The 23,163-nt window shown below is 52.0% G+C and carries 19 protein-coding genes; 9 read left to right on the forward strand and 10 right to left on the reverse strand.

The window, feature by feature from the left end; genetic code table 11:
- Positions 1-295: 295 nt before the first annotated feature.
- Positions 296-2,149, forward strand: coding sequence for a DUF3300 domain-containing protein (locus ACJHYR_RS10725; protein WP_410233111.1), 1,854 nt, complete (start codon positions 296-298; stop codon positions 2,147-2,149).
- A gap of 70 nt (positions 2,150-2,219) precedes the next feature.
- On the opposite strand, the gene lpdA is transcribed toward ACJHYR_RS10725, so the two are convergent.
- The 4 genes from lpdA to pdhR all read right to left on the reverse strand — a co-directional run bounded on the left by lpdA (position 2,220) and on the right by pdhR (position 9,464).
- A complete protein-coding gene (gene lpdA, locus ACJHYR_RS10730; RefSeq protein ID WP_000102485.1) occupies positions 2,220-3,644 on the reverse strand; it encodes a dihydrolipoyl dehydrogenase in 1,425 nt (474 codons plus the stop codon).
- A gap of 324 nt (positions 3,645-3,968) precedes the next feature.
- A complete protein-coding gene (gene aceF, locus ACJHYR_RS10735; protein WP_000963535.1) occupies positions 3,969-5,861 on the reverse strand; it encodes a pyruvate dehydrogenase complex dihydrolipoyllysine-residue acetyltransferase in 1,893 nt (630 codons plus the stop codon).
- Between the two features lie 14 nt (positions 5,862-5,875).
- Complete coding sequence (aceE, locus tag ACJHYR_RS10740; RefSeq protein WP_000003820.1) at positions 5,876-8,539, reverse strand: pyruvate dehydrogenase (acetyl-transferring), homodimeric type; 2,664 nt, start codon at positions 8,537-8,539, stop codon at positions 5,876-5,878.
- A 160-nt stretch (positions 8,540-8,699) separates the two neighbouring features.
- Complete coding sequence (gene pdhR / locus ACJHYR_RS10745; protein ID WP_000331776.1) at positions 8,700-9,464, reverse strand: pyruvate dehydrogenase complex transcriptional repressor PdhR; 765 nt, start codon at positions 9,462-9,464, stop codon at positions 8,700-8,702.
- 540 nt (positions 9,465-10,004) lie between these two features.
- Here pdhR and aroP point away from each other — a divergent pair.
- Positions 10,005-11,378 (forward strand): aromatic amino acid transporter AroP, encoded by a 1,374-nt coding sequence (gene aroP / locus ACJHYR_RS10750; RefSeq protein WP_072262462.1) that lies wholly within the window; start codon positions 10,005-10,007, stop codon positions 11,376-11,378.
- A gap of 42 nt (positions 11,379-11,420) precedes the next feature.
- On the opposite strand, the gene ampE is transcribed toward aroP, so the two are convergent.
- Both ampE and ampD read right to left on the reverse strand, forming a co-directional pair.
- Positions 11,421-12,275, reverse strand: a complete 855-nt coding sequence (gene ampE, locus ACJHYR_RS10755) for a beta-lactamase regulator AmpE (RefSeq protein ID WP_000172019.1) — start codon at positions 12,273-12,275, stop codon at positions 11,421-11,423.
- Positions 12,272-12,823 (reverse strand): 1,6-anhydro-N-acetylmuramyl-L-alanine amidase AmpD, encoded by a 552-nt coding sequence (gene ampD / locus ACJHYR_RS10760; protein ID WP_000923726.1) that lies wholly within the window; start codon positions 12,821-12,823, stop codon positions 12,272-12,274. The genes ampE and ampD overlap by 4 nt, the downstream gene beginning before the upstream one ends.
- A gap of 87 nt (positions 12,824-12,910) precedes the next feature.
- Between ampD and nadC the strand changes: the two genes are divergently transcribed.
- The 4 genes from nadC (at position 12,911) to hofC (ending at position 17,034) form a co-directional block, all read left to right on the forward strand.
- On the forward strand, positions 12,911-13,804 hold the full coding sequence (gene nadC, locus ACJHYR_RS10765; RefSeq protein ID WP_001135146.1) for a carboxylating nicotinate-nucleotide diphosphorylase: 894 nt from the start codon (positions 12,911-12,913) through the stop codon (positions 13,802-13,804).
- 202 nt (positions 13,805-14,006) lie between these two features.
- Entirely contained in the window at positions 14,007-14,447 is a 441-nt protein-coding gene (gene ppdD / locus ACJHYR_RS10770; RefSeq protein WP_000360907.1) for a prepilin peptidase-dependent pilin, read from the forward strand.
- Between the two features lie 9 nt (positions 14,448-14,456).
- Positions 14,457-15,842 (forward strand): type II secretion system protein GspE, encoded by a 1,386-nt coding sequence (gene gspE / locus ACJHYR_RS10775; RefSeq protein WP_059328307.1) that lies wholly within the window; start codon positions 14,457-14,459, stop codon positions 15,840-15,842.
- Positions 15,832-17,034 (forward strand): protein transport protein HofC, encoded by a 1,203-nt coding sequence (gene hofC / locus ACJHYR_RS10780; RefSeq protein WP_059328308.1) that lies wholly within the window; start codon positions 15,832-15,834, stop codon positions 17,032-17,034. The genes gspE and hofC overlap by 11 nt, the downstream gene beginning before the upstream one ends.
- Positions 17,035-17,068: 34 nt before the next feature.
- Here hofC and guaC read toward each other — a convergent pair whose 3' ends face one another.
- Together guaC and ACJHYR_RS10790 are read right to left on the reverse strand one after the other, a co-directional pair.
- A complete protein-coding gene (gene guaC / locus ACJHYR_RS10785; protein WP_001217337.1) occupies positions 17,069-18,112 on the reverse strand; it encodes a GMP reductase in 1,044 nt (347 codons plus the stop codon).
- Between the two features lie 155 nt (positions 18,113-18,267).
- Complete coding sequence (locus tag ACJHYR_RS10790; protein WP_120795372.1) at positions 18,268-18,312, reverse strand: protein YacM; 45 nt, start codon at positions 18,310-18,312, stop codon at positions 18,268-18,270.
- Between the two features lie 24 nt (positions 18,313-18,336).
- Between ACJHYR_RS10790 and coaE the strand changes: the two genes are divergently transcribed.
- From coaE to yacG, 3 genes are read left to right on the forward strand one after another with little or no spacing between them, the layout of a single operon-like run.
- Positions 18,337-18,957, forward strand: coding sequence for a dephospho-CoA kinase (gene coaE, locus ACJHYR_RS10795; RefSeq protein WP_001269517.1), 621 nt, complete (start codon positions 18,337-18,339; stop codon positions 18,955-18,957).
- Positions 18,957-19,700, forward strand: a complete 744-nt coding sequence (gene zapD / locus ACJHYR_RS10800; protein WP_001194720.1) for a cell division protein ZapD — start codon at positions 18,957-18,959, stop codon at positions 19,698-19,700. Before coaE ends, zapD begins: the two co-directional genes overlap by 1 nt.
- A gap of 9 nt (positions 19,701-19,709) precedes the next feature.
- Positions 19,710-19,907, forward strand: coding sequence for a DNA gyrase inhibitor YacG (gene yacG / locus ACJHYR_RS10805; RefSeq protein WP_000005042.1), 198 nt, complete (start codon positions 19,710-19,712; stop codon positions 19,905-19,907).
- Between the two features lie 87 nt (positions 19,908-19,994).
- Here yacG and mutT read toward each other — a convergent pair whose 3' ends face one another.
- The gene (mutT, locus tag ACJHYR_RS10810; protein ID WP_000736038.1) at positions 19,995-20,393 is read right to left on the reverse strand and encodes an 8-oxo-dGTP diphosphatase MutT; all 399 of its coding nucleotides are present in this window, start codon (positions 20,391-20,393) and stop codon (positions 19,995-19,997) included.
- A 59-nt stretch (positions 20,394-20,452) separates the two neighbouring features.
- Positions 20,453-23,158 (reverse strand): preprotein translocase subunit SecA, encoded by a 2,706-nt coding sequence (secA, locus tag ACJHYR_RS10815; protein WP_000905780.1) that lies wholly within the window; start codon positions 23,156-23,158, stop codon positions 20,453-20,455.
- Positions 23,159-23,163: the final 5 nt, after the last annotated feature.

Genomic DNA, 23,163 nt, shown 5'->3' on the forward strand with positions numbered 1-23,163 from the left:
GAGACAGCAGTTTGTAGGGTAAATGCCCAGTACCGCAACGGGCAGAATAGCAGGATTTTGACGATGTGTTAATCTGTTTACAAAAAAGCAACATAAAAAAGTGGCTGAATCGTTAAGGATGGTCTAGAGATTGTTTCCCTCCGTAAAAACTTCGTTAATTCGCATGGTGATAATCACCTTTCTCAACGAATCCCAAGATTAGTCAAAATTTAAACTACCGCCTCTTTATACTCGGATTCTCAGCACCTGCGGGTGGCAGTTCGCCGACCATTGCGATTTCCTTGAGATCCGAATTATGAAAATGACTTTGCCGTTTAAACCCCATGTGCTGGCGCTAATTTGCAGTGCCGGGCTTTGTGCCGCCTCTGCCGGGATATATATAAAAAGCCGCACAGTGGAAGCGCCTGTGGAAGCGCAATCGACACAACAGAATGCGCCTGACATCTCCGCAGTTACGCTTCCTGCAACGGTTTCCGCACCTCCCGTAACACCCGCCGTCGTCAAATCTGCATTCAGCACTGCACAAATAGATCAATGGGTCGCGCCCGTCGCGCTGTATCCCGACGCCCTACTTTCGCAGGTGCTGATGGCATCAACCTATCCGACAAACGTTGCTCAAGCAGTGCAATGGTCGCACGATAATCCACTTAAACAAGGCGATGCTGCTATTCAGGCGGTATCTGACCAGCCCTGGGACGCCAGCGTCAAATCACTGGTGGCCTTTCCACAGTTGATGGCATTGATGGGCGAAAACCCGCAATGGGTGCAAAACCTGGGCGATGCTTTTCTGGCGCAGCCGCAGGACGTGATGGACTCGGTACAGCGATTGCGGCAACTGGCGCAACAAACCGGCTCGCTGAAGTCATCAACTGAACAAAAGATCATCACGACAACGAAAAAAGTCGTACCGGTAAATCAGCCCGCCAACGCCCCTGTCACACAATCAAATACCGTTTCTACGTCCAGCCCCGTCGTCGCAGAACCTGCACCGACCGTAATAACCATTGAGCCAGCCAATCCGGATGTGGTTTATATTCCGAACTACAACCCAAACGTGGTTTACGGCAGTTGGGCCAATACCGCTTATCCGCCAGTTTATCTGCCACCACCAGCCGGAGAACCGTTTGTTGACAGCTTTGTGCGCGGATTCGGCTATAGCATGGGCGTTGCTACCACGTACGCGCTATTCAGCAGCATCGACTGGGATGACGACGATCATGACCATCATCATCATGACGATGATGATTATCACCACCACGATGGCGGTCATCGTGACGGTAATGGCTGGCAACACAACGGCGACAACATCAATATCGACGTAAACAATTTCAACCGTATCACCGGTGAGCATCTTACTGATAACAATATGGCATGGCGGCACAATCCAAACTACCGTGATGGTGTGCCCTATCATGATCAGGATATGGCAAAGCGGTTTCACCAAACCGATGTCAACGGCGGCATGAGCGCCACGCAGTTACCTGCTCTATCGCGCGACAGTCAGCGTCAGGCAGCAGCAAGTCAGTTTCAGCAACGAACACACACTGCGCCAGTCATTACGCGAGATACTCAACGTCAGGCTGCGGCACAGCGATTTAATGAAGCGGAACATTATGGGAGCTATGACGACTTCCGCGAGTTCAGCCGTCGCCAACCACTGACCCAGCAACAAAAGGACGCCGCTCGTCAGCGTTATCAGTCGGCCTCTCCTGAGCAGCGCCAGGCAGTCCGCGAGAAAATGCAGACTAACCCGCAGATCCAGCAGCGAAGAGAGGCAGCGCGTGAGCGTATTCAGTCCGCCTCGCCTGAGCAGCGCCAGGCGGTTCGCGAGAAAATGCAGACTAACCCGCAGAACCAGCAGCGAAAAGAGGCAGCGCGTGAGCGTATTCAGTCCGCATCACCAGAGCAGCGCCAGGTGTTTAAGGAAAAAGTACAGCAGCGCCCACTGAACCAACAGCAACGTGATAACGCCCGCCAGCGTGTTCAATCAGCATCACCTGAGCAACGTCAGGTTTTTCGGAAGAAAGTTCAGGAGAGCCGCCCGCAACGTCTAAACGACAGTAACCGTACTGCCAGGCTGAATAACGAGCAACGGTCAGCGATACGGGAACGGTTGTCTGAGCGTGGAGCAAGGAGAATGGAAAGGTAAAATGCAGGCGTAAAAAAAGCGGCGTGGTTAGCCGCTTTTTTAATTGCCGGATGTTCCGGCAAACGAAAAATTACTTCTTCTTCGCTTTCGGGTTCGGCAGGTCGGTAATGCTACCTTCGAACACTTCTGCCGCCAGGCCCACAGACTCGTGCAGAGTCGGGTGCGCATGGATGGTCAGTGCGATGTCTTCAGCATCACAACCCATTTCGATTGCCAGGCCGATTTCACCCAGCAGCTCGCCGCCGTTAGTACCGACAATCGCACCACCGATCACACGGTGAGATTCTTTGTCGAAAATCAGCTTGGTCATACCGTCTGCGCAGTCGGAAGCGATCGCACGACCAGAAGCAGCCCACGGGAAGGTGGCAGTTTCATAGCTGATGCCTTTCTCTTTCGCTTCTTTCTCGGTCAGACCCACCCATGCAACTTCTGGTTCGGTATAGGCGATGGACGGGATAACTTTCGGATCGAAGTAGTGTTTCTTACCGGCGATAACTTCAGCGGCAACGTGACCTTCGTGAACACCTTTGTGTGCCAGCATCGGCTGACCGACAATATCGCCGATAGCAAAGATGTGCGGTACGTTAGTGCGCAGCTGTTTGTCAACGCGGATGAAACCACGGTCGTCCACTTCCACGCCAGCTTTGCCTGCGTCGAGGTTTTTACCGTTCGGCACACGACCAATCGCTACCAGCACGGCGTCGTAACGCTGCGGTTCAGCGGGTGCTTTTTTGCCTTCCATCGTCACATAAATACCGTCTTCTTTCGCTTCAACGGCGGTAACTTTGGTTTCCAGCATCAGGTTGAATTTCTTGCTGATACGCTTGGTGAAGACTTTAACGATGTCTTTGTCAGCTGCCGGGATAACCTGGTCGAACATTTCAACCACGTCAATCTGTGAACCCAGCGCGTGGTATACGGTGCCCATTTCCAGACCGATGATACCGCCACCCATTACCAGCAGGCGTTCTGGTACTTCTTTCAGTTCCAGCGCGTCAGTGGAGTCCCAGATACGCGGATCTTCATGCGGAATAAACGGCAGTTGGATCGGGCGAGAACCCGCTGCAATGATCGCGTTGTCGAAGTTGATCACGGTTTTGCCGTTCTCACCTTCAACTTCCAGGGTGTTAGCCCCGGTGAATTTACCCAGACCGTTGACCACTTTGACTTTGCGGCCTTTTGCCATACCAGCCAGACCACCGGTCAGCTGATTGATCACTTTCTCTTTCCAGGTACGAATCTTGTCGATATCGGTTTTCGGTTCGCCGAAGACGATACCGTGTTCAGCCAGCGCTTTGGCTTCTTCGATAACTTTTGCTACGTGCAGCAGTGCTTTAGAAGGGATACAGCCGACGTTCAGGCAAACACCGCCAAGGGTGTTGTAACGTTCTACGATTACGGTTTCCAGACCTAAATCAGCGCAACGGAAGGCAGCGGAGTAACCTGCGGGGCCTGCCCCAAGTACCACGACCTGAGTTTTGATTTCAGTACTCATCATGACCTCTATATATTTATCTCCGGCGGTCATACCCGTTGTCTTTCAGGCCGCAGCGGCGTTAGCTTCACGCCCTCACCCCAGTCACTTACTTATGTAAGCTCCTGGGGATTCCGGCGCTTGCTACCTTGCTGCACCCAGAAATCCATAGGGTATGTGAAGTAATACCCTAACCACCACCGGGTCGTTCTATCCGTCGGTATTTTACAAAATTGTTAACAATTTTTAAACAACAAACGGCAACCGATTTGTCTATTCGCTAATAACCTCAATACATTCATGAGATTACCAGAAAAAAGCCGGCCGTTGGGCCGGCTCTTTTACTTACATCACCAGACGGCGAATGTCAGACAGCGTGTTGTTAATGATGGTAATGAAACGGGCACCATCAGCACCGTCGATCACGCGGTGGTCGAAGGAGAGAGAAATCGGCAGCATCAGACGCGGCACGAACTCTTTACCATTCCACACCGGCTCCATCGCGGACTTGGAAACGCCGAGGATAGCCACTTCCGGCGCGTTCACAATCGGCGCGAAGTGGGTAGTACCCAGGCCGCCGATGCTGGAGATGGTGAAGCAACCGCCCTGCATTTCGCCCGCAGTCAGCTTACCGTCACGCGCTTTCTTAGAAATAGTCATCAGCTCGCGAGACAGCTCGATGATGCCTTTCTTGTTGACGTCTTTGAATACCGGAACAACCAGACCGTTCGGGGTATCCACCGCCACACCGATGTTGATGTATTTCTTCAGGGTCAGACGCTGACCGTCTTCCGACAGCGAACTGTTGAAGCGAGGCATCTGCTCAAGAGCTGCAGCAACCGCTTTCATGATGAAGACAACTGGGGTGATCTTCACATCCAGCTTACGTTTCGCCGCTTCTTCGTTCTGCTGTTTACGGAACGCTTCCAGCTCGGTGATATCGGTTTTGTCGAAGTGAGTAACATGCGGGATCATCACCCAGTTACGGCTCAGGTTCGCACCAGAGATTTTCTGGATGCGGCCCAGTTCCACTTCTTCGATTTCACCAAACTTGCTGAAGTCCACTTTAGGCCACGGCAGCATGCCTGGGATACCGCCGCCAGTTGCCGCCGGAGCTGCTTCTGCACGTTTGATAGCTTCTTTCACGTAAGCCTGAACGTCTTCGCGCAGGATACGACCTTTACGGCCAGTGCCCTTCACTTTCGCCAGGTTAACGCCAAATTCGCGTGCCAGACGGCGGATTAGCGGAGTCGCGTGAACGTAAGCGTCGTTTTCAGCAAATTCAGATTTGCCTTCCGCTTTCGCAGCTGGTGCTGCTGCCGGGGCTTCAGCTTTTGCTGCCGGAGCCGGCGCTGCCGCTTCCTGTTTCGCAGGAGCTGCCGCAGGCGCTGCGCCTTCAACTTCGAAGATCATAATCAGCGAGCCAGTTTTCACTTTATCGCCAACGTTGACTTTCAGTTCCTTCACGACGCCTGCAAACGGAGCCGGGACTTCCATAGAAGCTTTATCGCCTTCTACGGTGATCAGTGACTGTTCAGCGGCAACTTTGTCGCCCACTTTCACCATCACTTCGGTCACTTCAACTTCGTCACCGCCGATATCCGGAACGTTAACTTCTTTCACGCCAGCCGCTGATGCAGGGGCCGCTGCCGGAGCCGCTTCCTGTTTAGCCGCCGGAGCTGCCGCGCCTGCCTCACCCGCGACTTCGAAGACCATAATCAGCGAGCCGGTAGACACTTTGTCACCCACGTTCACTTTGATCTCTTTCACGGTGCCTGCAAACGGAGCCGGAACTTCCATAGAAGCCTTGTCGCCTTCTACGGTGATCAGCGACTGTTCAGCTTCAACTTTATCGCCAACTTTCACCAGGATTTCGGTCACTTCAACTTCGTCGCTGCCGATATCCGGAACGTTAACGTCTTTTGCCGCTGCAGCCGCTGGAGCTGCTGCCGGAGCGGCTTCTTTCTTCTCTTCTGCCTGAGCAGGTGCAGCGTCTGCTGCACCGTCGGCGGAATCGAAAATCATAATCAGTGCGCCGGTCTGGGTTTTATCGCCAACAGAGACTTTGATCTCTTTAACGATACCCGCCTGCGGAGACGGAACTTCCATAGAGGCTTTGTCGCCTTCTACGGTGATCAGCGACTGTTCGGCTTCAACTTTGTCGCCCACTTTGACCAGGATCTCGGTGATTTCAACTTCATCAGCCCCGATGTCCGGTACTTTGATTTCGATAGCCATTATTCTTTTACCTCTTAAGCCAGACGCGGGTTAACTTTATCTGCATCGATGTTGAATTTGGCGATTGCGTCAGCAACCACTTTCTTATCGATTTCGCCACGTTTAGCCAGTTCGCCCAGCGCCGCAACCACGACATAAGAAGCATCAACTTCGAAGTGGTGACGCAGGTTCTCACGGCTGTCGGAACGACCGAAGCCATCAGTACCCAGTACGCGGTAGTCGTCAGCCGGTACGTAAGTACGGACCTGCTCAGCGAACAGTTTCATATAGTCGGTAGATGCCACTGCCGGAGCGTCGTTCATCACCTGAGCGATGTATGGAACGCGCGGAGTTTCCAGCGGGTGCAGCATGTTCCAGCGTTCACAATCCTGACCATCACGCGCCAGCTCGGTGAAGGAGGTCACGCTATAAACGTCAGAACCTACGCCGTAATCTTTCGCCAGGATCTCTGCCGCTTCACGGACGTGACGCAGGATAGAACCGGAGCCCAGCAGCTGAACTTTACCTTTGCTACCTTCAATGGTTTCGAGTTTGTAGATACCTTTACGGATACCTTCCTCAGCACCTTCCGGCATTGCCGGCATGTGGTAGTTTTCGTTCAGCGTAGTGATGTAGTAGTAAACGTTCTCTTGTTTTTCACCGTACATACGCTCCAGACCGTCATGCATGATGACAGCAACTTCGTAAGCGTAAGCCGGGTCGTAAGAGATACAGTTCGGGATAGTCAGCGACTGAATGTGGCTGTGACCATCTTCGTGCTGCAGACCTTCGCCGTTCAGGGTGGTACGACCGGAAGTACCGCCGATCAGGAAGCCACGCGCTTGCTGGTCGCCAGCCGCCCAGCACAGATCGCCGATACGCTGGAAGCCGAACATCGAGTAATAGATGTAGAACGGAATCATCGGCAGATTGTTGGTGCTGTAAGAGGTCGCCGCTGCCAGCCAGGAACACCCTGCGCCCAGCTCGTTGATCCCTTCCTGCAGAATCTGACCTTTCTCGTCTTCTTTATAGTAAGCAACCTGCTCGCGGTCCTGCGGGGTGTACTGCTGACCGTTCGGGCTGTAAATACCAATCTGACGGAACAGACCTTCCATACCGAAAGTACGCGCTTCGTCGGCGATGATCGGTACCAGACGATCTTTGATCGACTTGTTCTTCAGCATCACGTTCAGGGCACGAACGAAAGCGATAGTGGTAGAGATCTCTTTGCTCTGCTCTTCCAGCAGCGCGCCGAAGTCTTGCAGGCTCGGCAGCTCAAGCTTCTCGGTGAAGTTCGGCTGACGGCTTGGCAGATAACCGTGCAGTTTCTGACGCTGAGCGTGCAGATAGGTATGCTCTTCAGAACCTTCCGGGAAGGTGATGTACGGCAGTTTTTCGATATCGGCATCAGACACCGGCACATTGAAACGGTCGCGGATGTGACGCACGCCGTCCATGTTCATTTTCTTAACCTGGTGCGCGATGTTTTTACCTTCAGCCGCGTCGCCCATGCCGTAACCTTTAATGGTATGAGCAAGGATCACCGTCGCTTTGCCTTTGGTTTCCTGCGCTTTCTTGAATGCAGCGTAGATTTTCTTCGGATCGTGACCACCACGGTTCAGCGCCCAGATCTGCTCGTCAGTCCAGTCTGCAACCAGTGCTGCGGTTTCAGGATATTTACCGAAGAAGTGTTCACGAACGTACGCACCATCTTTCGATTTGAAGGTCTGGTAGTCGCCGTCAACGGTTTCGTTCATCAGCTGGATCAGTTTACCGCTGGTATCTTTACGCAGCAGTTCATCCCAACGGCTACCCCACATCACTTTAATCACGTTCCAGCCAGCACCTTCGAAGATGCCTTCCAGTTCGTTGATGATCTTGCCGTTACCGGTGACCGGGCCGTCAAGACGCTGCAGGTTACAGTTGATAACGAAGACCAGGTTATCCAGTTTTTCACGGGTAGCGATGGTGATCGCACCTTTGGATTCCGGTTCGTCCATTTCACCGTCGCCGAGGAACGCGTAAACGGTTTGTTTAGAGGTATCTTTCAGGCCACGGTGTTCCAGATATTTCAGGAATTTAGCCTGGTAAATAGCACCAATCGGACCCAGACCCATAGATACGGTCGGGAACTGCCAGAATTCCGGCATCAGTTTCGGGTGCGGATAGGAAGAGAGGCCATTGCCGTGAACTTCCTGACGGAAGTTATCCAGCTGCTCCTGAGTCAGACGACCTTCCAGGAAAGCACGTGCGTAAACGCCCGGGGAGATGTGGCCCTGGAAGTAAACCAGGTCGCCGCCATCCTGCTCGTTGCGTGCACGGAAGAAGTGGTTAAAGCACACATCATAAATGGTTGCGGAAGACTGGAAGGACGCCATGTGGCCGCCCAGTTCGAGGTCTTTTTTCGACGCACGCAGAACCGTCATGATGGCGTTCCAGCGGATAGCTGAACGAATACGGCGTTCCAGTTCCAGATTACCCGGATACTCCGGTTGTTCTTCAACGGGGATGGTGTTGATGTAGTTGCTGATACCGGTGCCTGCGGCTACGTTGACACCGCCTTTGCGGGCTTCAGCAAGCAGTTGGTCGATCAGATACTGAGCACGCTCAACACCTTCTTCACGGATGACCGATTCGATCGCCTGGAGCCAGTCGCGAGTTTCGATCGGATCCACGTCATTTGGGAAACGTTCTGACATGGGTTATTCCTTATCTATCTAATAACGTTGAGTTTTCTGGAACCTGTCCCATTGAACTCTCGCCGGAAAGCTCAATAAGACAGGTTCTACGTTTAGTTGCCGCGCTTTTATATGCGCTTGATTTACAACATCTTCTGGATAATTTTTACCAGAAAAATCACTAATTCTTTCGTTGCTCCAGACGACGCAGAGAACGCTCACGGCGGCTTTCTTCACGGCTTCTGTCGAGCAAAATTTCTTCGATAAAGGCCAGATGGCGATGCGATGCTTCGCGCGCTTCTTCCGGCTTACCGGCCATAATCGCTTCAAATATGCGGGTGCGGTGACTACTCACCAGCGGCAGCATCTCGCGACGCGAATAGAGCAATTCGAAGTTCTGACGGACATTCTGGGCCAACATCGGCTCCATACACCTTAGCAGATGAAGCAGAACCACATTGTGGGCTGCTTCGGTGACGGCAATCTGATACTGGAGGACGGCGTTTGATTCCGCGTCCAGATCGCCAGACTGCTGCGCCAGCTCTATGGCGTGGTGGAGTTCACGGATGCGTTCCTTGTCTTCATCGGTACTACGCAGCGCGGCGTAATAAGCGGCGATACCTTCCAGGGCGTGTCGTGTTTCGAGCAAGTCATACTGTGATTCAGGATGGTCGGAGAGCAGCTCCACCAGCGGATCGCTGAAGCTTTGCCATAGGCTGCTCTGGACAAAAGTGCCGCCACCCTGGCGACGAAGCAACAAGCCCTTCGCTTCGAGACGTTGAATCGCCTCACGCAAGGAGGGACGGGAGACGTCGAACTGTTTTGCCAGTTCGCGTTCCGGTGGGAGTTTTTCGCCCGGGCGGAGAGTGCCTTCGAGGATCAAAAACTCCAGTTGCTGCTCAATCACATCGGAGAGTTTTGGTTGGCGGATTTTGCTGTAGGCCATGAGTTCCTGTCTTAAGCCACTTGCCGAAGTCAATTGGTCTTACCAATTTCATGTCTGTGACGCTAAAGTAACAAAGTATTCACCTTATGTCCATACAGGTTTTGATTGAAATCATGAAACTGTGCACATTTTAACAACTTGACATATATAACGTTTCAAAGTTGTAACTATGCACAAATGTAGACTTTACGTAGGAAAGGGATTTTTTAACGATTATTAAACTATAAAAATCCGAATTGAACCGATTCACTTACCAATTTATCGATTTTTAATTCAAAGATAATGAATTTATATTCATTCTGTATGTTGAGGGGATTTGAGGCTGACCTTTACAAACGGTTCCTTTTTAAGCAACTCATCTTCAACTATGCATAAAGCGGGTGCATTCGCTGCCGCATACCATTATTCTTTATCTGACGGAAGTCCTTTTGTAACAATTCAAACGTCTTTGATGTAAACAAATCAATACAAAAAACGGAATTGCAAACTTACACACGCATCACTGCGTAGATCAAAAAAACAATCACCGCACGAGGTTTCATGATGGAAGGTCAACAGCACGGCGAGCAGCTAAAGCGCGGCCTTAAAAACCGCCACATACAGCTTATCGCGCTGGGAGGCGCGATAGGGACAGGGCTATTCCTGGGTAGCGCCTCCGTAATACAGTCCGCAGGGCCAGGGATTATCCTGGGTTACGCCATTGCTGGTTTTATCGCCTTCCTGATCATGCGTCAGCTAGGTGAAATGGTGGTCGAAGAACCTGTCGCAGGCTCCTTTAGCCACTTTGCTTATAAATACTGGGGCAGTTTTGCCGGTTTCGCCTCTGGCTGGAACTACTGGGTACTGTACGTTTTAGTTGCCATGGCAGAGCTGACTGCCGTGGGTAAATACATTCAGTTCTGGTATCCGGAAATCCCAACCTGGGTTTCTGCCGCCGTATTCTTTGTGGTGATCAACGCCATCAACCTGACCAACGTAAAAGTGTTTGGTGAGATGGAGTTCTGGTTTGCCATTATCAAAGTTATCGCAGTGGTAGCGATGATCATCTTCGGCGGCTGGCTGCTATTCAGTGGCAACGGCGGCCCGCAGGCGACCGTTAGCAACCTGTGGGATCAAGGTGGTTTCCTGCCGCACGGCTTCACCGGGCTGGTGATGATGATGGCGATTATCATGTTCTCGTTCGGTGGTCTGGAACTGGTGGGGATCACCGCAGCAGAAGCTGATAACCCGGAGCAAAGTATCCCGAAAGCAACTAACCAGGTTATCTACCGCATCCTGATTTTCTATATTGGTTCGTTAGCCGTTCTGCTCTCACTGATGCCGTGGACCCGCGTTACTGCCGATACCAGTCCGTTTGTGCTGATCTTCCACGAGTTAGGCGATACCTTTGTGGCAAATGCGCTGAACATCGTGGTACTAACTGCTGCGCTCTCCGTGTACAACAGCTGCGTATATTGCAACAGCCGTATGCTGTTTGGTCTGGCACAACAGGGCAACGCGCCAAAAGCGCTGGCGTCTGTCGACAAACGCGGTGTACCGGTTAACACTATTCTGGTGTCTGCGCTGGTTACGGCATTGTGCGTGCTGATTAACTACCTTGCTCCGGAATCCGCATTCGGACTGTTAATGGCGCTGGTGGTATCTGCACTGGTAATCAACTGGGCGATGATTAGCATGGCGCATATGAAATTCCGTCGCGCCAAGCAGGAACAAGGCGTGGTAACTCGCTTCCCTGCTCTGCTTTATCCGCTGGGTAACTGGATCTGCCTGCTGTTTATGGCGGCGGTACTGGTGATTATGCTGATGACCCCAGGAATGGCGATTTCGGTATACCTGATCCCGGTATGGCTGATCGTGTTAGGTATCGGCTATCTGTTTAAAGAGAAAACCGCCAAAGCCGTAAAAGCGCATTAATCTCTCTACGCCCTCACCCATACAGGGTGAGGGCAATAATCTTTACACCAACGCCCCGTAAATCGTCAGTAGCGCAATCACCACCACGACCACGAACGAGGTTTTCTTCGCCATGGAAACCGCTGCCTTTGGCGTCTCCACCTTATCGACATGCGGTTCACGCGCCAGAGAGAACTGTGCCAGACGCGTTAATACCTGATATTGCGAAGTATGGAAATCACCCAGCGAAGCAAACCAGGCCGGTAACGCTTTCTCCCCATGACCGATCAAGGCATATACCACACCCGCAAGACGAACCGGCACCCAATCCAGTACATGAAGCACAGCATCAATGCCGGACTGTAAACGATGATGCGGCGTCTGGTAACGCGCCAGCCAGTATTGCCATGCACGCAAAAACGCATACCCCATCAGCGTAACGGGTCCCCAGGTTCCCCCCACAATCAGCCAGAACAGCGGTGCAAGATAAAAACGAAAGTTAATCCACAGCAATGCATTTTGCAGCTCACGCAAATACTCACGTTCATCGCAGCCTGCCGGGACGCCGTGAATCATGGTGAGTTCGCCAGCCATCGTGGCACGGGCATGGCTATCATTACGTGAAGCAGCTGTCAGATAAGCATGATAATGAAGACGAACTTTACCTGCGCCAATACACAGCAAACCAATCAGCAGCCACACCAGCAGCGTGGGAACGTTGAATAATACTCCCTGCAATGTGCGTAGCAGTAAAAAAGTCACGCCCATCGCAATAATGGTCATGCCTAATGTGCGCCCGAGAGAAAAATGTTTCACCCGCCGAAAGAACGCTTCAAGACGATGATCAAGCTGCCAGTGCTCGCCCAACTTAAACAGGCGCTCGAAAATTAACACCAGTAAGGTTGTAAATAGCGTCATGTTGTCTCCTTGCTGACCAGTGCACGAAACCGTGCCCAATCAAATGCAGGACCGGGATCGGTTTTCCGATCCGGCGCAATATCACAATGGCCCGTCATGTTATTAGCGATATCTGGATAGCGATCAATCAGTGCCCGCGTAACCGCCGCAAGCTGTTGATACTGCGCATCGGTATACGCCAGCGTATCGGTGCCTTCCAGCTCAATCCCAATAGAAAAATCATTGCAGCGTTCGCGCCCCTGATACTGAGAGACTCCGGCATGCCAGGCACGTTTATCGAAAGGAACATACTGGACTATTTCACCATCGCGGCGAATCAAACAGTGAGCGGAGACGCGCAAATGGGCGATCTCAGCAAAGAAAGGATGTGCCTGCGGATCAATAGTTCCAGTGAATAATGCGTCGATCCACGGACCGCCAAACTCGCCTGGCGGCAGGCTAATATTGTGCACCACCAGCAGGGTGGGTGTTTCGTCATCCGGGCGGCAATCGTAATGTGGTGAGGGAACGCGGCGCGCGCCAACCAGCCACCCCTGTTCTAACAACATGCAGGATCTCCTTATATGTGGTGCTAATACCCGGTTCAGAGTAGCATGTTTCTACCTTATGATTCGTTAGCTATCTGGAGTTTTAACATGCCGCCTCGCCGCTATAACCCTGACACCCGACGTGACGAGCTGCTGGAACGCATTAATATCGATATCCCCGGCGCGGTGGCCCAGGCGCTGCGGGAAGATTTAGGCGGAACAGTCGATGCCAACAATGACATTACGGCAAAACTTTTACCGGAAAACTCTCGCTCTCATGCCACAGTGATCACCCGCGAGAATGGCGTATTTTGCGGCAAACGCTGGGTTGAAGAGGTGTTTATTCAACTGGCAGGCGACGATGTCACCATAATCTGGCATGTGGATGACGGCGATGTCATAAACGCCAATCAACCCTTGTTCGAACTTGAAGGCCCATCCCGCGTGCTGTTAACGGGCGAGCGCACTGCGCTTAATTTTGTGCAAACCCTTTCAGGGGTTGCCAGTAAGGTACGCCACTATGTCGAATTACTGGAGGGCACCAACACGCAGTTGTTGGATACGCGCAAAACCTTACCCGGCCTGCGTTCAGCTCTGAAATACGCGGTACTTTGCGGCGGCGGAGCGAATCACCGTCTGGGGCTTTCTGATGCCTTCCTGATCAAAGAAAACCATATTATTGCCTCCGGCTCAGTACGCCAGGCGGTCGAAAAAGCATCCTGGCTGCACCCGGATGCGCCAGTAGAAGTCGAAGTAGAGAATCTGGAAGAACTTGATGAAGCCCTGAAAGCAGGTGCCGATATCATCATGCTGGATAACTTCGAAACAGAACAGATGCGCGAAGCCGTCAAACGCACCAACGGCAAGGCGCTACTGGAAGTGTCTGGCAACGTCACTGACAAAACACTGCGCGAATTTGCCGAAACGGGCGTGGACTTTATCTCCGTCGGTGCGCTAACTAAACACGTACAGGCACTCGACCTATCAATGCGTTTTCGCTGATTGCTGACAGATTTATCCGCTCCATCGCGGGCGGATAATCTCCCCTTTCCCAACTTTCTTCGTAACGCCTCGCAAATTTCTTGTCTTTCGCTGCAACGTAATAAAAAACTCCGGAAGCTGCTTTCCCGTTTCGTTTTTTGCCCCTCGCTTGTGCTGATGGCGTTTGCCAAAGTAGCGCCAACCAAATCAAGGAGCGAAACAAATGGACAAGCAACGCGGTTTTACACTTATCGAACTGATGGTGGTTATTGGCATCATTGCCATTTTAAGCGCCATTGGTATTCCCGCTTATCAAAACTACCTACGCAAAGCCGCACTCACCGACATGCTACAAACCTTTGTGCCTTACCGTACCGCCGTAGAGTTGTGTGCGCTGGAACATGGTGGATTAGATACCTGCGACGGTGGCAGTAATGGCATCCCCTCGCCTACCACTACCCGCTATGTTTCAACCATGAGTGTGGCAAAGGGCGTGGTGTCGCTGACCGGGCAAGAAAGTCTCAATGGGCTAAGCGTCGTCATGACGCCGGGTTGGGATAACGCAAACGGCGTCACCGGTTGGACGCGCAACTGCAATATTCAAAGTGACAGCGCATTGCAGCAAGCCTGCGAAGATGTCTTCCGTTTTGATGACGCCAACTAAGGAGCGGCAATGAATATTCCACAGCTCACCGCCCTGTGTCTGCGTTATCAGGGAGTCTTGCTGGATGCCAGCGAAGAGGTGGTTCATGTTGCGGTGGTCGATGCCCCTTCGCATGAGCTACTGGACGCATTGCATTTCGCTACCACCAAACGTATTGAGATCACCTGCTGGACGCGCCAACAAATGGAAGGTCACGCCAGTCGCACACAACAGACATTGCCCGTAGCTATTCATGAGAAGCATCAGCCCAAAGCAGAGTTGCTGACTCGAACGTTACAATCTGCGCTGGAACAACGCGCGTCTGATATTCATATCGAACCAGCGGACAATGCCTACCGCATACGCTTGCGTATCGACAGCGTATTGCATCCTTTACCGGATGTTTCACCGGATGCCGGAGTCGCATTAACCGCCAGATTAAAAGTGCTGGGGAACCTGGATATTGCGGAACATCGCCTGCCGCAGGACGGGCAATTCACTGTCGAACTGGCAGGAAACGCCGTCTCATTTCGTATTGCGACCTTACCATGTCGGGGTGGTGAAAAGGTGGTATTAAGGTTGTTACAGCAGGTGAGCCAGGCACTGGATGTCAACACGCTTGGAATGCAGCCGTTACAACTGGCGGACTTTGCTCATGCCTTGCAACAACCACAGGGACTGGTGCTGGTAACTGGCCCTACAGGCAGCGGCAAAACGGTCACGCTTTATAGTGCCCTGCAAACGCTGAATACCGCTGACATTAATATTTGTAGCGTCGAAGATCCGGTTGAGATCCCCATAGCCGGACTAAACCAGACGCAAATCCATTCGCGTGCCGGTCTTACCTTTCAGGGCGTTTTGCGTGCGTTATTGCGCCAGGATCCTGACGTCATCATGATCGGAGAGATCCGCGATGGCGAAACGGCAGAAATTGCCATTAAAGCCGCGCAAACCGGTCACCTGGTGTTGTCTACCCTACACACTAATTCCACCTGCGAAACGCTGGTACGTTTACAGCAAATGGGAGTCGCCCGCTGGATGCTATCATCGGCGCTTACGCTGGTAATAGCCCAGCGTCTGGTACGCAAACTTTGCCCGCATTGTCGCCGGCAGCAAGGGGAGCTCATCCATATTCCAGACAATGTATGGCCGTCGCCGCTGCCCCGCTGGCAAGCACCCGGTTGTGTACATTGCTACCACGGTTTTTATGGTCGTACGGCCTTATTTGAAGTTCTACCCATAACACCGGTCATACGCCAGCTTATTTCCGCTAATACCGACGTTGAATCGCTGGAAACACACGCCCGACAGGCGGGTATGCGTACACTTTTTGAAAACGGCTGCCTGGCCGTGGAGCAAGGCTTAACCACCTTTGAAGAGTTAATCCGCGTATTGGGGATGCCGCATGGCGAGTAAGCAACTCTGGCGCTGGCATGGCATAACCGGCGACGGTAATGCGCAAGATGGGATGCTATGGGCAGAGAGTCGTGCTTTACTGCTTATGGCACTACAGCAACAGATGGTTACCCCACTTAGCCTGAAGCGAATCGCCATCAATTCTGCGCAGTGGCGAGGAGATAAAAGCGCGGAAGTCATTCATCAACTGGCGACGCTACTCAAAGCCGGGTTAACGCTTTCTGAAGGGCTGGCACTGCTGGCGGAACAGCATCCCAGTAAGCAATGGCAAGCGTTGCTGCAATCGCTGGCGCACGATCTCGAACAGGGCATTGCTTTTTCCAATGCCTTATTACCCTGGTCAGAGGTATTTCCGCCGCTCTATCAGGCAATGATCCGCACGGGGGAATTGACTGATAAGTTAGATGAATGTTGCTTTGAACTTGCTCGACAGCAAAAAGCCCAGCGTCAGTTAGCCGATAAAGTGAAATCAGCGTTGCGTTATCCCATCATCATTTTAGCGATGGCAATCATGGTGGTTGTGGCAATGCTGCATTTTGTGCTGCCGGAGTTTGCTGCTATTTATAAGACCTTCAACACCCCACTACCGGTACTAACGCAGGGGATCATGACGCTGGCAGACTTTAGTGGCGAATGGGGCTGGCTGCTGGTGTTGTTCGGCTTTCTGCTGGCGATAGCCAATAAGTTGCTGATGCGCCGCCCGACCTGGCTTATCGCGCGGCAGAAATTGCTGTTACGCATCCCGATTATGGGTTCACTGATGCGGGGACAAAAACTCACGCAGATCTTTACGATTCTGGCGCTGACTCAAAGTGCAGGCATTACTTTTTTACAGGGCGTAGAGAGCGTCAGAGCAACAATGCGCTGCCCGTACTGGGTGCAACTTCTGACACAAATCCAGCACGATATCAGTAACGGTCATCCCATCTGGCTGGCGCTAAAAAATACCGGTGAGTTTAGCCCGCTCTGTTTGCAATTAGTGAGAACAGGAGAGGCATCCGGCTCGCTGGATCTCATGTTAGACAACCTCGCCCATCATCATCGGGATAACACACTGGCGCTGGCGGATAACCTCGCAGCCTTACTGGAACCGGCGTTGCTGATCATAACGGGAGGAATTATCGGTACGCTGGTGGTGGCAATGTATCTGCCCATTTTCCATTTAGGCGATGCAATGAGTGGAATGGGATAACGCTGGCGTGTTGCTCCACGCCAGCGTTGGGAGATTACAGGTTGTTGAAGATGCGGTTTTCTTGTTCCAGCACACGGATAAATGTGGTGCGCTTGGTCAGCTCTTTCAGGCGTGAAGCCCCAACGTATGTACAAGCTGAACGCAGGCCGCCCAAAATATCACGCGCGGTATTTTCAACCGGGCCTCGCAGCGGCAGCTTAACGGTTTTACCTTCTGCTGCGCGATATTCCGCAACGCCGCCAACGTGACGTTTCATCGCAGACTCGGAGCTCATGCCGTAGAACAGCATAAATTTCTCGCCGTTCTCCTCAACGATGCGACCGCCGCTCTCTTCGTGGCCCGCCAGCATGCCGCCAAGCATGACGAAATCGGCACCGCCGCCAAAGGCTTTCGCGACATCGCCCGGCGTGGTGCAGCCACCGTCGCTGACGATCATTCCGCCCAGACCATGCGCAGCATCGGCACATTCGATCACCGCAGAAAGTTGCGGATAACCGACGCCTGTTTTGACGCGAGTTGTACAAACAGAACCTGGGCCAATGCCAACTTTAACGATATCAGCACCGGAGAGGATAAGCTCCTCACACATTTCACCAGTCACTACGTTGCCAGCACAAATGGTTTTGGTCGGCCACGCTTCACGCGCTTTCGCAACGAACTGCACGAAGTGTTCGGAATAACCATTCGCCACGTCAATACAAACGAAATTTAATGCCGGGTTCAGGTCGAGAATCTGTTTAGTTTTTTCGAAATCCGCATCTGATGTACCGGTAGAAACCATCACATGTTTCAGCACATCAGCGGAAGAATTGTTGATAAACGCTTGCCACTCTTCGACAGAATAGTGTTTATGCACAGCAGTCAAAATATCAAAAGAAGCCAGCGCAGAGGCCATAGAAAATGTGCCTACGGTGTCCATATTTGCGGCGATAATCGGCACGCCGGACCAGCTCTGACCTGAATGTTTGAAGGTGAATTGACGTTCCAGTTCAACATCGGAACGGCTTTTAAGAGTGGAGCGTTTAGGGCGGATGAGAACGTCTTTAAAACCTAACTTCAGATCTTCTTCAATACGCATGTGCGGATTCCTGGGGTTAATGGCTATAAGGGTAAGAGCGCAACTCCAGTGACGCTATCATACGCACTAATCAATGCGGCGCAAGACTGCGAAATTGTCTTTTTTTACGCTACAATCCCATAAATTTACCTGGTAAATAGTGAGCGAACGTTTCATCAATTTCGCTTTCGTGCGCTCATTTTTAACGTTTTGATAATCATGATGAATTCCCGGGAATATAAATTATGAGGTATATAGTTGCCTTAACGGGAGGCATTGGCAGTGGCAAGAGTACCGTTGCCAATGCGTTTGCTGATCTCGGAATTAACGTCATTGATGCCGATATTATTGCGCGTCAGGTGGTTGAACCAGGTGCACCTGCGCTACATGCCATTGCTGATCACTTTGGCGCTAACATGATTGCTGCTGATGGAACATTGCAGCGCCGGGCCTTGCGCGAGCGGATCTTCGCCAACCCGGAAGAGAAAAACTGGCTTAACGCCCTGCTGCATCCGCTGATTCAGCAAGAGACGCAACACCAGATCCAGCAAGCAACTTCCCCCTATGTACTGTGGGTTGTGCCATTGCTGGTAGAAAACTCACTGTATAAAAAAGCGAATCGAGTGCTGGTGGTGGATGTCAGCCCAGAAACGCAACTTAAGCGCACCATGCAGCGCGATGATGTAACTCGCGAGCATGTCGAACAAATCCTTGCTGCTCAGGCACCGCGCGAAGCTCGCCTTGCCGTGGCAGATGACGTCATTGATAATAACGGCGCACCGGATGCTATCGCATCGGATGTTGCCCGCCTGCACGCACACTATTTGCAGCTTGCGTCGCAGTTTGTCTCACAGGAAAAACCGTAATGCAGACCCAGGTCCTTTTTGAACATCCACTAAATGAAAAAATGCGTACGTGGCTGCGCATTGAGTTTTTGATTCAACAACTCACCGTTAATTTACCCATCGCTGACCACGCTGGCGCACTGCATTTCTTCCGTAATGTCAGTGAATTACTGGATGTTTTCGAGCGTGGCGAAGTCCGCACTGAGCTGTTGAAAGAACTTGACCGGCAGCAACGTAAACTCCAGACCTGGATTGGCGTGCCTGGCGTGGACCAGAGCCGTATTGAAGCATTAATTCAGCAGTTAAAAGCGGCGGGGAGCGTATTAATTTCCGCGCCGCGTATCGGGCAATTTCTGCGTGAAGATCGTTTGATTGCTCTGGTGCGTCAGCGACTGAGCATCCCAGGCGGCTGTTGCAGCTTTGATTTACCTTCATTGCACATTTGGCTGCATCTACCCCAGGCGCAGCGCGACAGCCAGGTAGAAACCTGGATTGCCAGCCTGAACCCGCTCACCCAGGCACTTACCATGGTGCTGGATTTAATTCGCCAGTCGGCCCCCTTCCGTAAACAAACCAGCCTGAATGGTTTTTATCAGGATAACGGTGGCGATGCCGACTTGCTGCGCCTGAATCTGTCGCTCGATTCACAGCTTTATCCGCAAATTTCCGGTCATAAGAGCCGTTTTGCCATTCGTTTTATGCCGCTGGACAGTGAAAACGGACAGGTACCGGAACGTCTGGATTTCGAATTGGCCTGTTGCTAAGGAGTAAAAATGTCAGAAACTATTACGGTGAATTGCCCAACCTGCGGGAAAACGGTGGTATGGGGTGAAATCAGCCCGTTTCGGCCATTTTGCTCCAAACGTTGTCAGCTGATCGACCTCGGAGAATGGGCTGCTGAAGAAAAACGAATCCCCAGCAGTGGCGATCTTTCCGAAAGCGATGACTGGAGCGAAGAGCCAAAGCAGTGACATTTTGTCTGATGCGACGCTGGCCTGATAAGACGCGCCAGCGTCGTATCGGGCATCTTGTGCAAATGTTGGATGCGGCATAAACACCTATCCGACATACACACGCTTAAGCTTCGCAATTACCGGTTCATTGGCTGGCGGAAAATCATCGGCAATCAGACCGACCAGCGACATCCACTCACCGGGTTGCCCTTCTTTACCCCACGGCTCCCCTTCCCAGCTTTCGACCAGCCAGAACCACAGAGTTATATGCCTGTCCGGGAATTCATATTCCAGTTTTTCAAATAGCGAAAAATGTTGTGGGGTAATCCCGACCTCTTCCTGAAGTTCACGCACCACCGCCTGTTCCGGCGTTTCGCTCATTTCAATTTTACCGCCGGGAAACTCCAGTTTATTCGCCATGTGCGCATCTGCTGCGCGACGGGTTATAAAGATTTCATTGTTCTCGTTGCGAATAATACCTACCGCAATTTGCAGCTTTTTCATTGTCTTAAACCTATAAAAAAGGCGCAGAATCCTGCGCCTTTTACTTCAACTGTTAGCTTTTATTGCAGGCGACCATGGCACTGCTTGTATTTTTTACCAGAACCGCACGGGCAAGGATCGTTACGTCCTACTTTGCGTTCACCGGTTTGCGCCGCCAGTGCAGCTGCGGCTGCAGAGTCGTCATCCTGATGGCTAAGCTGCTGCATTTGCGCTAAACGCTCGGCTTCCATACGACGCTGTTGTTCCAGCTCCTCAACCTCTTCAGGCATACGTACCTGAACTTTGCTCAGCGTGCTGATAACTTCATATTTCAACGACTCCAGCATCGCTGCAAACATGGAGAACGATTCACGTTTGTATTCCTGCTTCGGATCTTTCTGTGCATAGCCACGCAGGTGGATACCCTGACGCAGATAGTCCATCGCTGCCAGGTGCTCTTTCCACAGAGAGTCGAGAGTTTGCAGCATGACGCCTTTTTCGAAGTGACGCATCATCTCAGCACCAACCACTTCTTCTTTACGCTGATACACTTCGATGGACTGCGCCAGAATGCGCTCACGCAGCGTCTCTTCATGCAGTTCTGGTTCTTTATCCAGCCACTCGGCAATTGGCAAATCGAGGTCGAAATCGTTCTTCAGACGTTCCTGCAGCCCCGGAATATCCCACATTTCTTCCAGCGACTGTGGCGGAATGTAGGCATCAATGGTCGCTTTGAACACATCTTCACGAATGCTGTTGATGGTTTCGCTCACATCGCTGACATCCAGCAGTTCGTTACGCTGGGAGTAAATGGCGCGACGCTGATCGTTAGCCACGTCATCATATTCCAGCAGTTGCTTACGAATGTCGAAGTTACGACTTTCAACTTTACGCTGGGCATTGGCAATCGCTTTAGTCACCCACGGGTGTTCAATGGCTTCGCCTGGCTTCATACCCAGTTTACGCATCATGCCGGATACTCGGTCGGAAGCAAAAATACGCATCAGCGCATCTTCCATCGACAGGTAGAAACGGGAAGAACCAGCATCCCCCTGACGACCAGAACGACCGCGCAACTGGTTATCGATACGACGGGATTCGTGACGCTCGGTACCGATGATATGCAGGCCACCTGCTGCCAGTACCGCATCGTGACGTACCTGCCAGTCGGCTTTAATTTTTTCAATTTGCTCTGCGGTCGGATTTTCCAGCGCGGCAACTTCTGCCTGCCAGCTACCACCGAGCACAATATCTGTACCACGACCCGCCATGTTGGTCGCGATAGTCACCGCAGCCGGATAACCTGCCTGAGCAACAATCGCCGCTTCGTTGGCGTGGAATTTGGCGTTCAGGACGTTGTGCTTAATACCGGCTTTGGTCAGTTCGTTTGATACCAGCTCCGATTTTTCGATGGAGATAGTACCCACCAGCACCGGCTGGCCTTTCGCAGTACGTTCTTTGATATCTTCAATGATCGCCTGAATTTTTTCCGCTTCAGTCATGTAGACCAGGTCCGGCAGATCTTTACGAATCATTGGACGGTTGGTCGGAACAACGACGGTATCCAGCTTGTAGATGGAGCTGAATTCGAAAGCTTCGGTATCAGCAGTACCGGTCATCCCCGCCAGTTTTTCATACAGACGGAAGTAGTTCTGGAAGGTGATCGACGCCAGCGTCTGGTTTTCGTTCTGGATCTGTACACCTTCTTTCGCTTCCACTGCCTGATGCAGGCCATCGGACCAACGACGTCCCTGCATGGTACGACCGGTGTGTTCGTCAACGATGATAACTTCACCATCTTTAACGATGTAGTCGACGTCTCGGGTAAACAGCGCATGAGCGCGCAGCGCCGCCGTTACGTGGTGCATCAGCATGATGTTGGCCGGAGAGTACAGAGACTCCCCTTCATCCATGATGCCTTCTTTCACCAGCAGTTCTTCAATCAGCACCAGACCACGTTCGGTCAGGTTCACCTGGCGAGATTTTTCGTCCACCGAGAAGTGGCCTTCGCCCTGGAAGGTTTCGGAGTCTTCTTTTTCCTGACGGATCAGGTGCGGAATAATTTTATTCACGCGTTTATACATTTCCGAGCTGTCTTCTGCCGGGCCGGAAATGATCAGCGGTGTACGAGCTTCATCGATCAGGATGGAGTCCACTTCGTCCACCAGCGCATAGTGCAGTTTACGCTGTACACGTTCTTCAGGGCTGAACGCCATGTTATCGCGCAGGTAGTCAAAGCCGTATTCGTTGTTCGTACCGTAAGTGATGTCAGCTGCGTAAGCTTCACGCTTCGCCGGTGCTGGCATGCCCGGCAGGTTGATACCGACAGTCAGGCCAAGGAATTCAAACAGCGGACGGTTGTTTTCGGCGTCACGTTGCGCCAGGTAGTCGTTGACGGTAACAACGTGTACGCCCTTACCGGTTAATGCGTTCAGGTAAGCAGGCAGCGTTGCGGTCAGGGTTTTACCTTCACCGGTACGCATTTCGGCGATGCAGCGTTCGTTAAGAACCATACCGCCGAGTAACTGAACGTCGAAGTGACGCATACCAAAGACGCGCTTACTTGCCTCACGCACCACGGCGAACGCTTCCGGGATCAGATTTTCCAGCACTTCGCCTTTTTCCAGACGCGCACGAAACTCTGCGGTTTTCCCTTTCAGTTCTTCGTCGGAGAGTTTTTCCATCTCCGGTTCCATGGCATTGATGATGTTGACCACTTTGCGCATCCGGCGCAGGGTGCGATCGTTACGACTACCGAAAACTTTAGTTAATAATTTGATTAGCATAATAA

Origin of the sequence: Escherichia sp. WS1450 (genome assembly GCF_046487395.1) — a bacterium.
In the GTDB taxonomy this organism is placed as follows: domain Bacteria; phylum Pseudomonadota; class Gammaproteobacteria; order Enterobacterales; family Enterobacteriaceae; genus Escherichia; species Escherichia coli.

Bases quoted from the DNA above. Each gene is read 5' to 3' on its own strand.
- ACJHYR_RS10725 (WP_410233111.1), top strand. From the start codon at position 296: ATGAAAATGACTTTGCCGTTTAAACCCCATGTGCTGGCGCTAATTTGC.
- lpdA (WP_000102485.1), bottom strand. From the start codon at position 3,644: ATGAGTACTGAAATCAAAACTCAGGTCGTGGTACTTGGGGCAGGCCCC.
- aceF (WP_000963535.1), bottom strand. From the start codon at position 5,861: ATGGCTATCGAAATCAAAGTACCGGACATCGGGGCTGATGAAGTTGAA.
- aceE (WP_000003820.1), bottom strand. From the start codon at position 8,539: ATGTCAGAACGTTTCCCAAATGACGTGGATCCGATCGAAACTCGCGAC.
- pdhR (WP_000331776.1), bottom strand. From the start codon at position 9,464: ATGGCCTACAGCAAAATCCGCCAACCAAAACTCTCCGATGTGATTGAG.
- aroP (WP_072262462.1), top strand. From the start codon at position 10,005: ATGATGGAAGGTCAACAGCACGGCGAGCAGCTAAAGCGCGGCCTTAAA.
- ampE (WP_000172019.1), bottom strand. From the start codon at position 12,275: ATGACGCTATTTACAACCTTACTGGTGTTAATTTTCGAGCGCCTGTTT.
- ampD (WP_000923726.1), bottom strand. From the start codon at position 12,823: ATGTTGTTAGAACAGGGGTGGCTGGTTGGCGCGCGCCGCGTTCCCTCA.
- nadC (WP_001135146.1), top strand. From the start codon at position 12,911: ATGCCGCCTCGCCGCTATAACCCTGACACCCGACGTGACGAGCTGCTG.
- ppdD (WP_000360907.1), top strand. From the start codon at position 14,007: ATGGACAAGCAACGCGGTTTTACACTTATCGAACTGATGGTGGTTATT.
- gspE (WP_059328307.1), top strand. From the start codon at position 14,457: ATGAATATTCCACAGCTCACCGCCCTGTGTCTGCGTTATCAGGGAGTC.
- hofC (WP_059328308.1), top strand. From the start codon at position 15,832: ATGGCGAGTAAGCAACTCTGGCGCTGGCATGGCATAACCGGCGACGGT.
- guaC (WP_001217337.1), bottom strand. From the start codon at position 18,112: ATGCGTATTGAAGAAGATCTGAAGTTAGGTTTTAAAGACGTTCTCATC.
- coaE (WP_001269517.1), top strand. From the start codon at position 18,337: ATGAGGTATATAGTTGCCTTAACGGGAGGCATTGGCAGTGGCAAGAGT.
- zapD (WP_001194720.1), top strand. From the start codon at position 18,957: ATGCAGACCCAGGTCCTTTTTGAACATCCACTAAATGAAAAAATGCGT.
- yacG (WP_000005042.1), top strand. From the start codon at position 19,710: ATGTCAGAAACTATTACGGTGAATTGCCCAACCTGCGGGAAAACGGTG.
- mutT (WP_000736038.1), bottom strand. From the start codon at position 20,393: ATGAAAAAGCTGCAAATTGCGGTAGGTATTATTCGCAACGAGAACAAT.
- secA (WP_000905780.1), bottom strand. From the start codon at position 23,158: ATGCTAATCAAATTATTAACTAAAGTTTTCGGTAGTCGTAACGATCGC.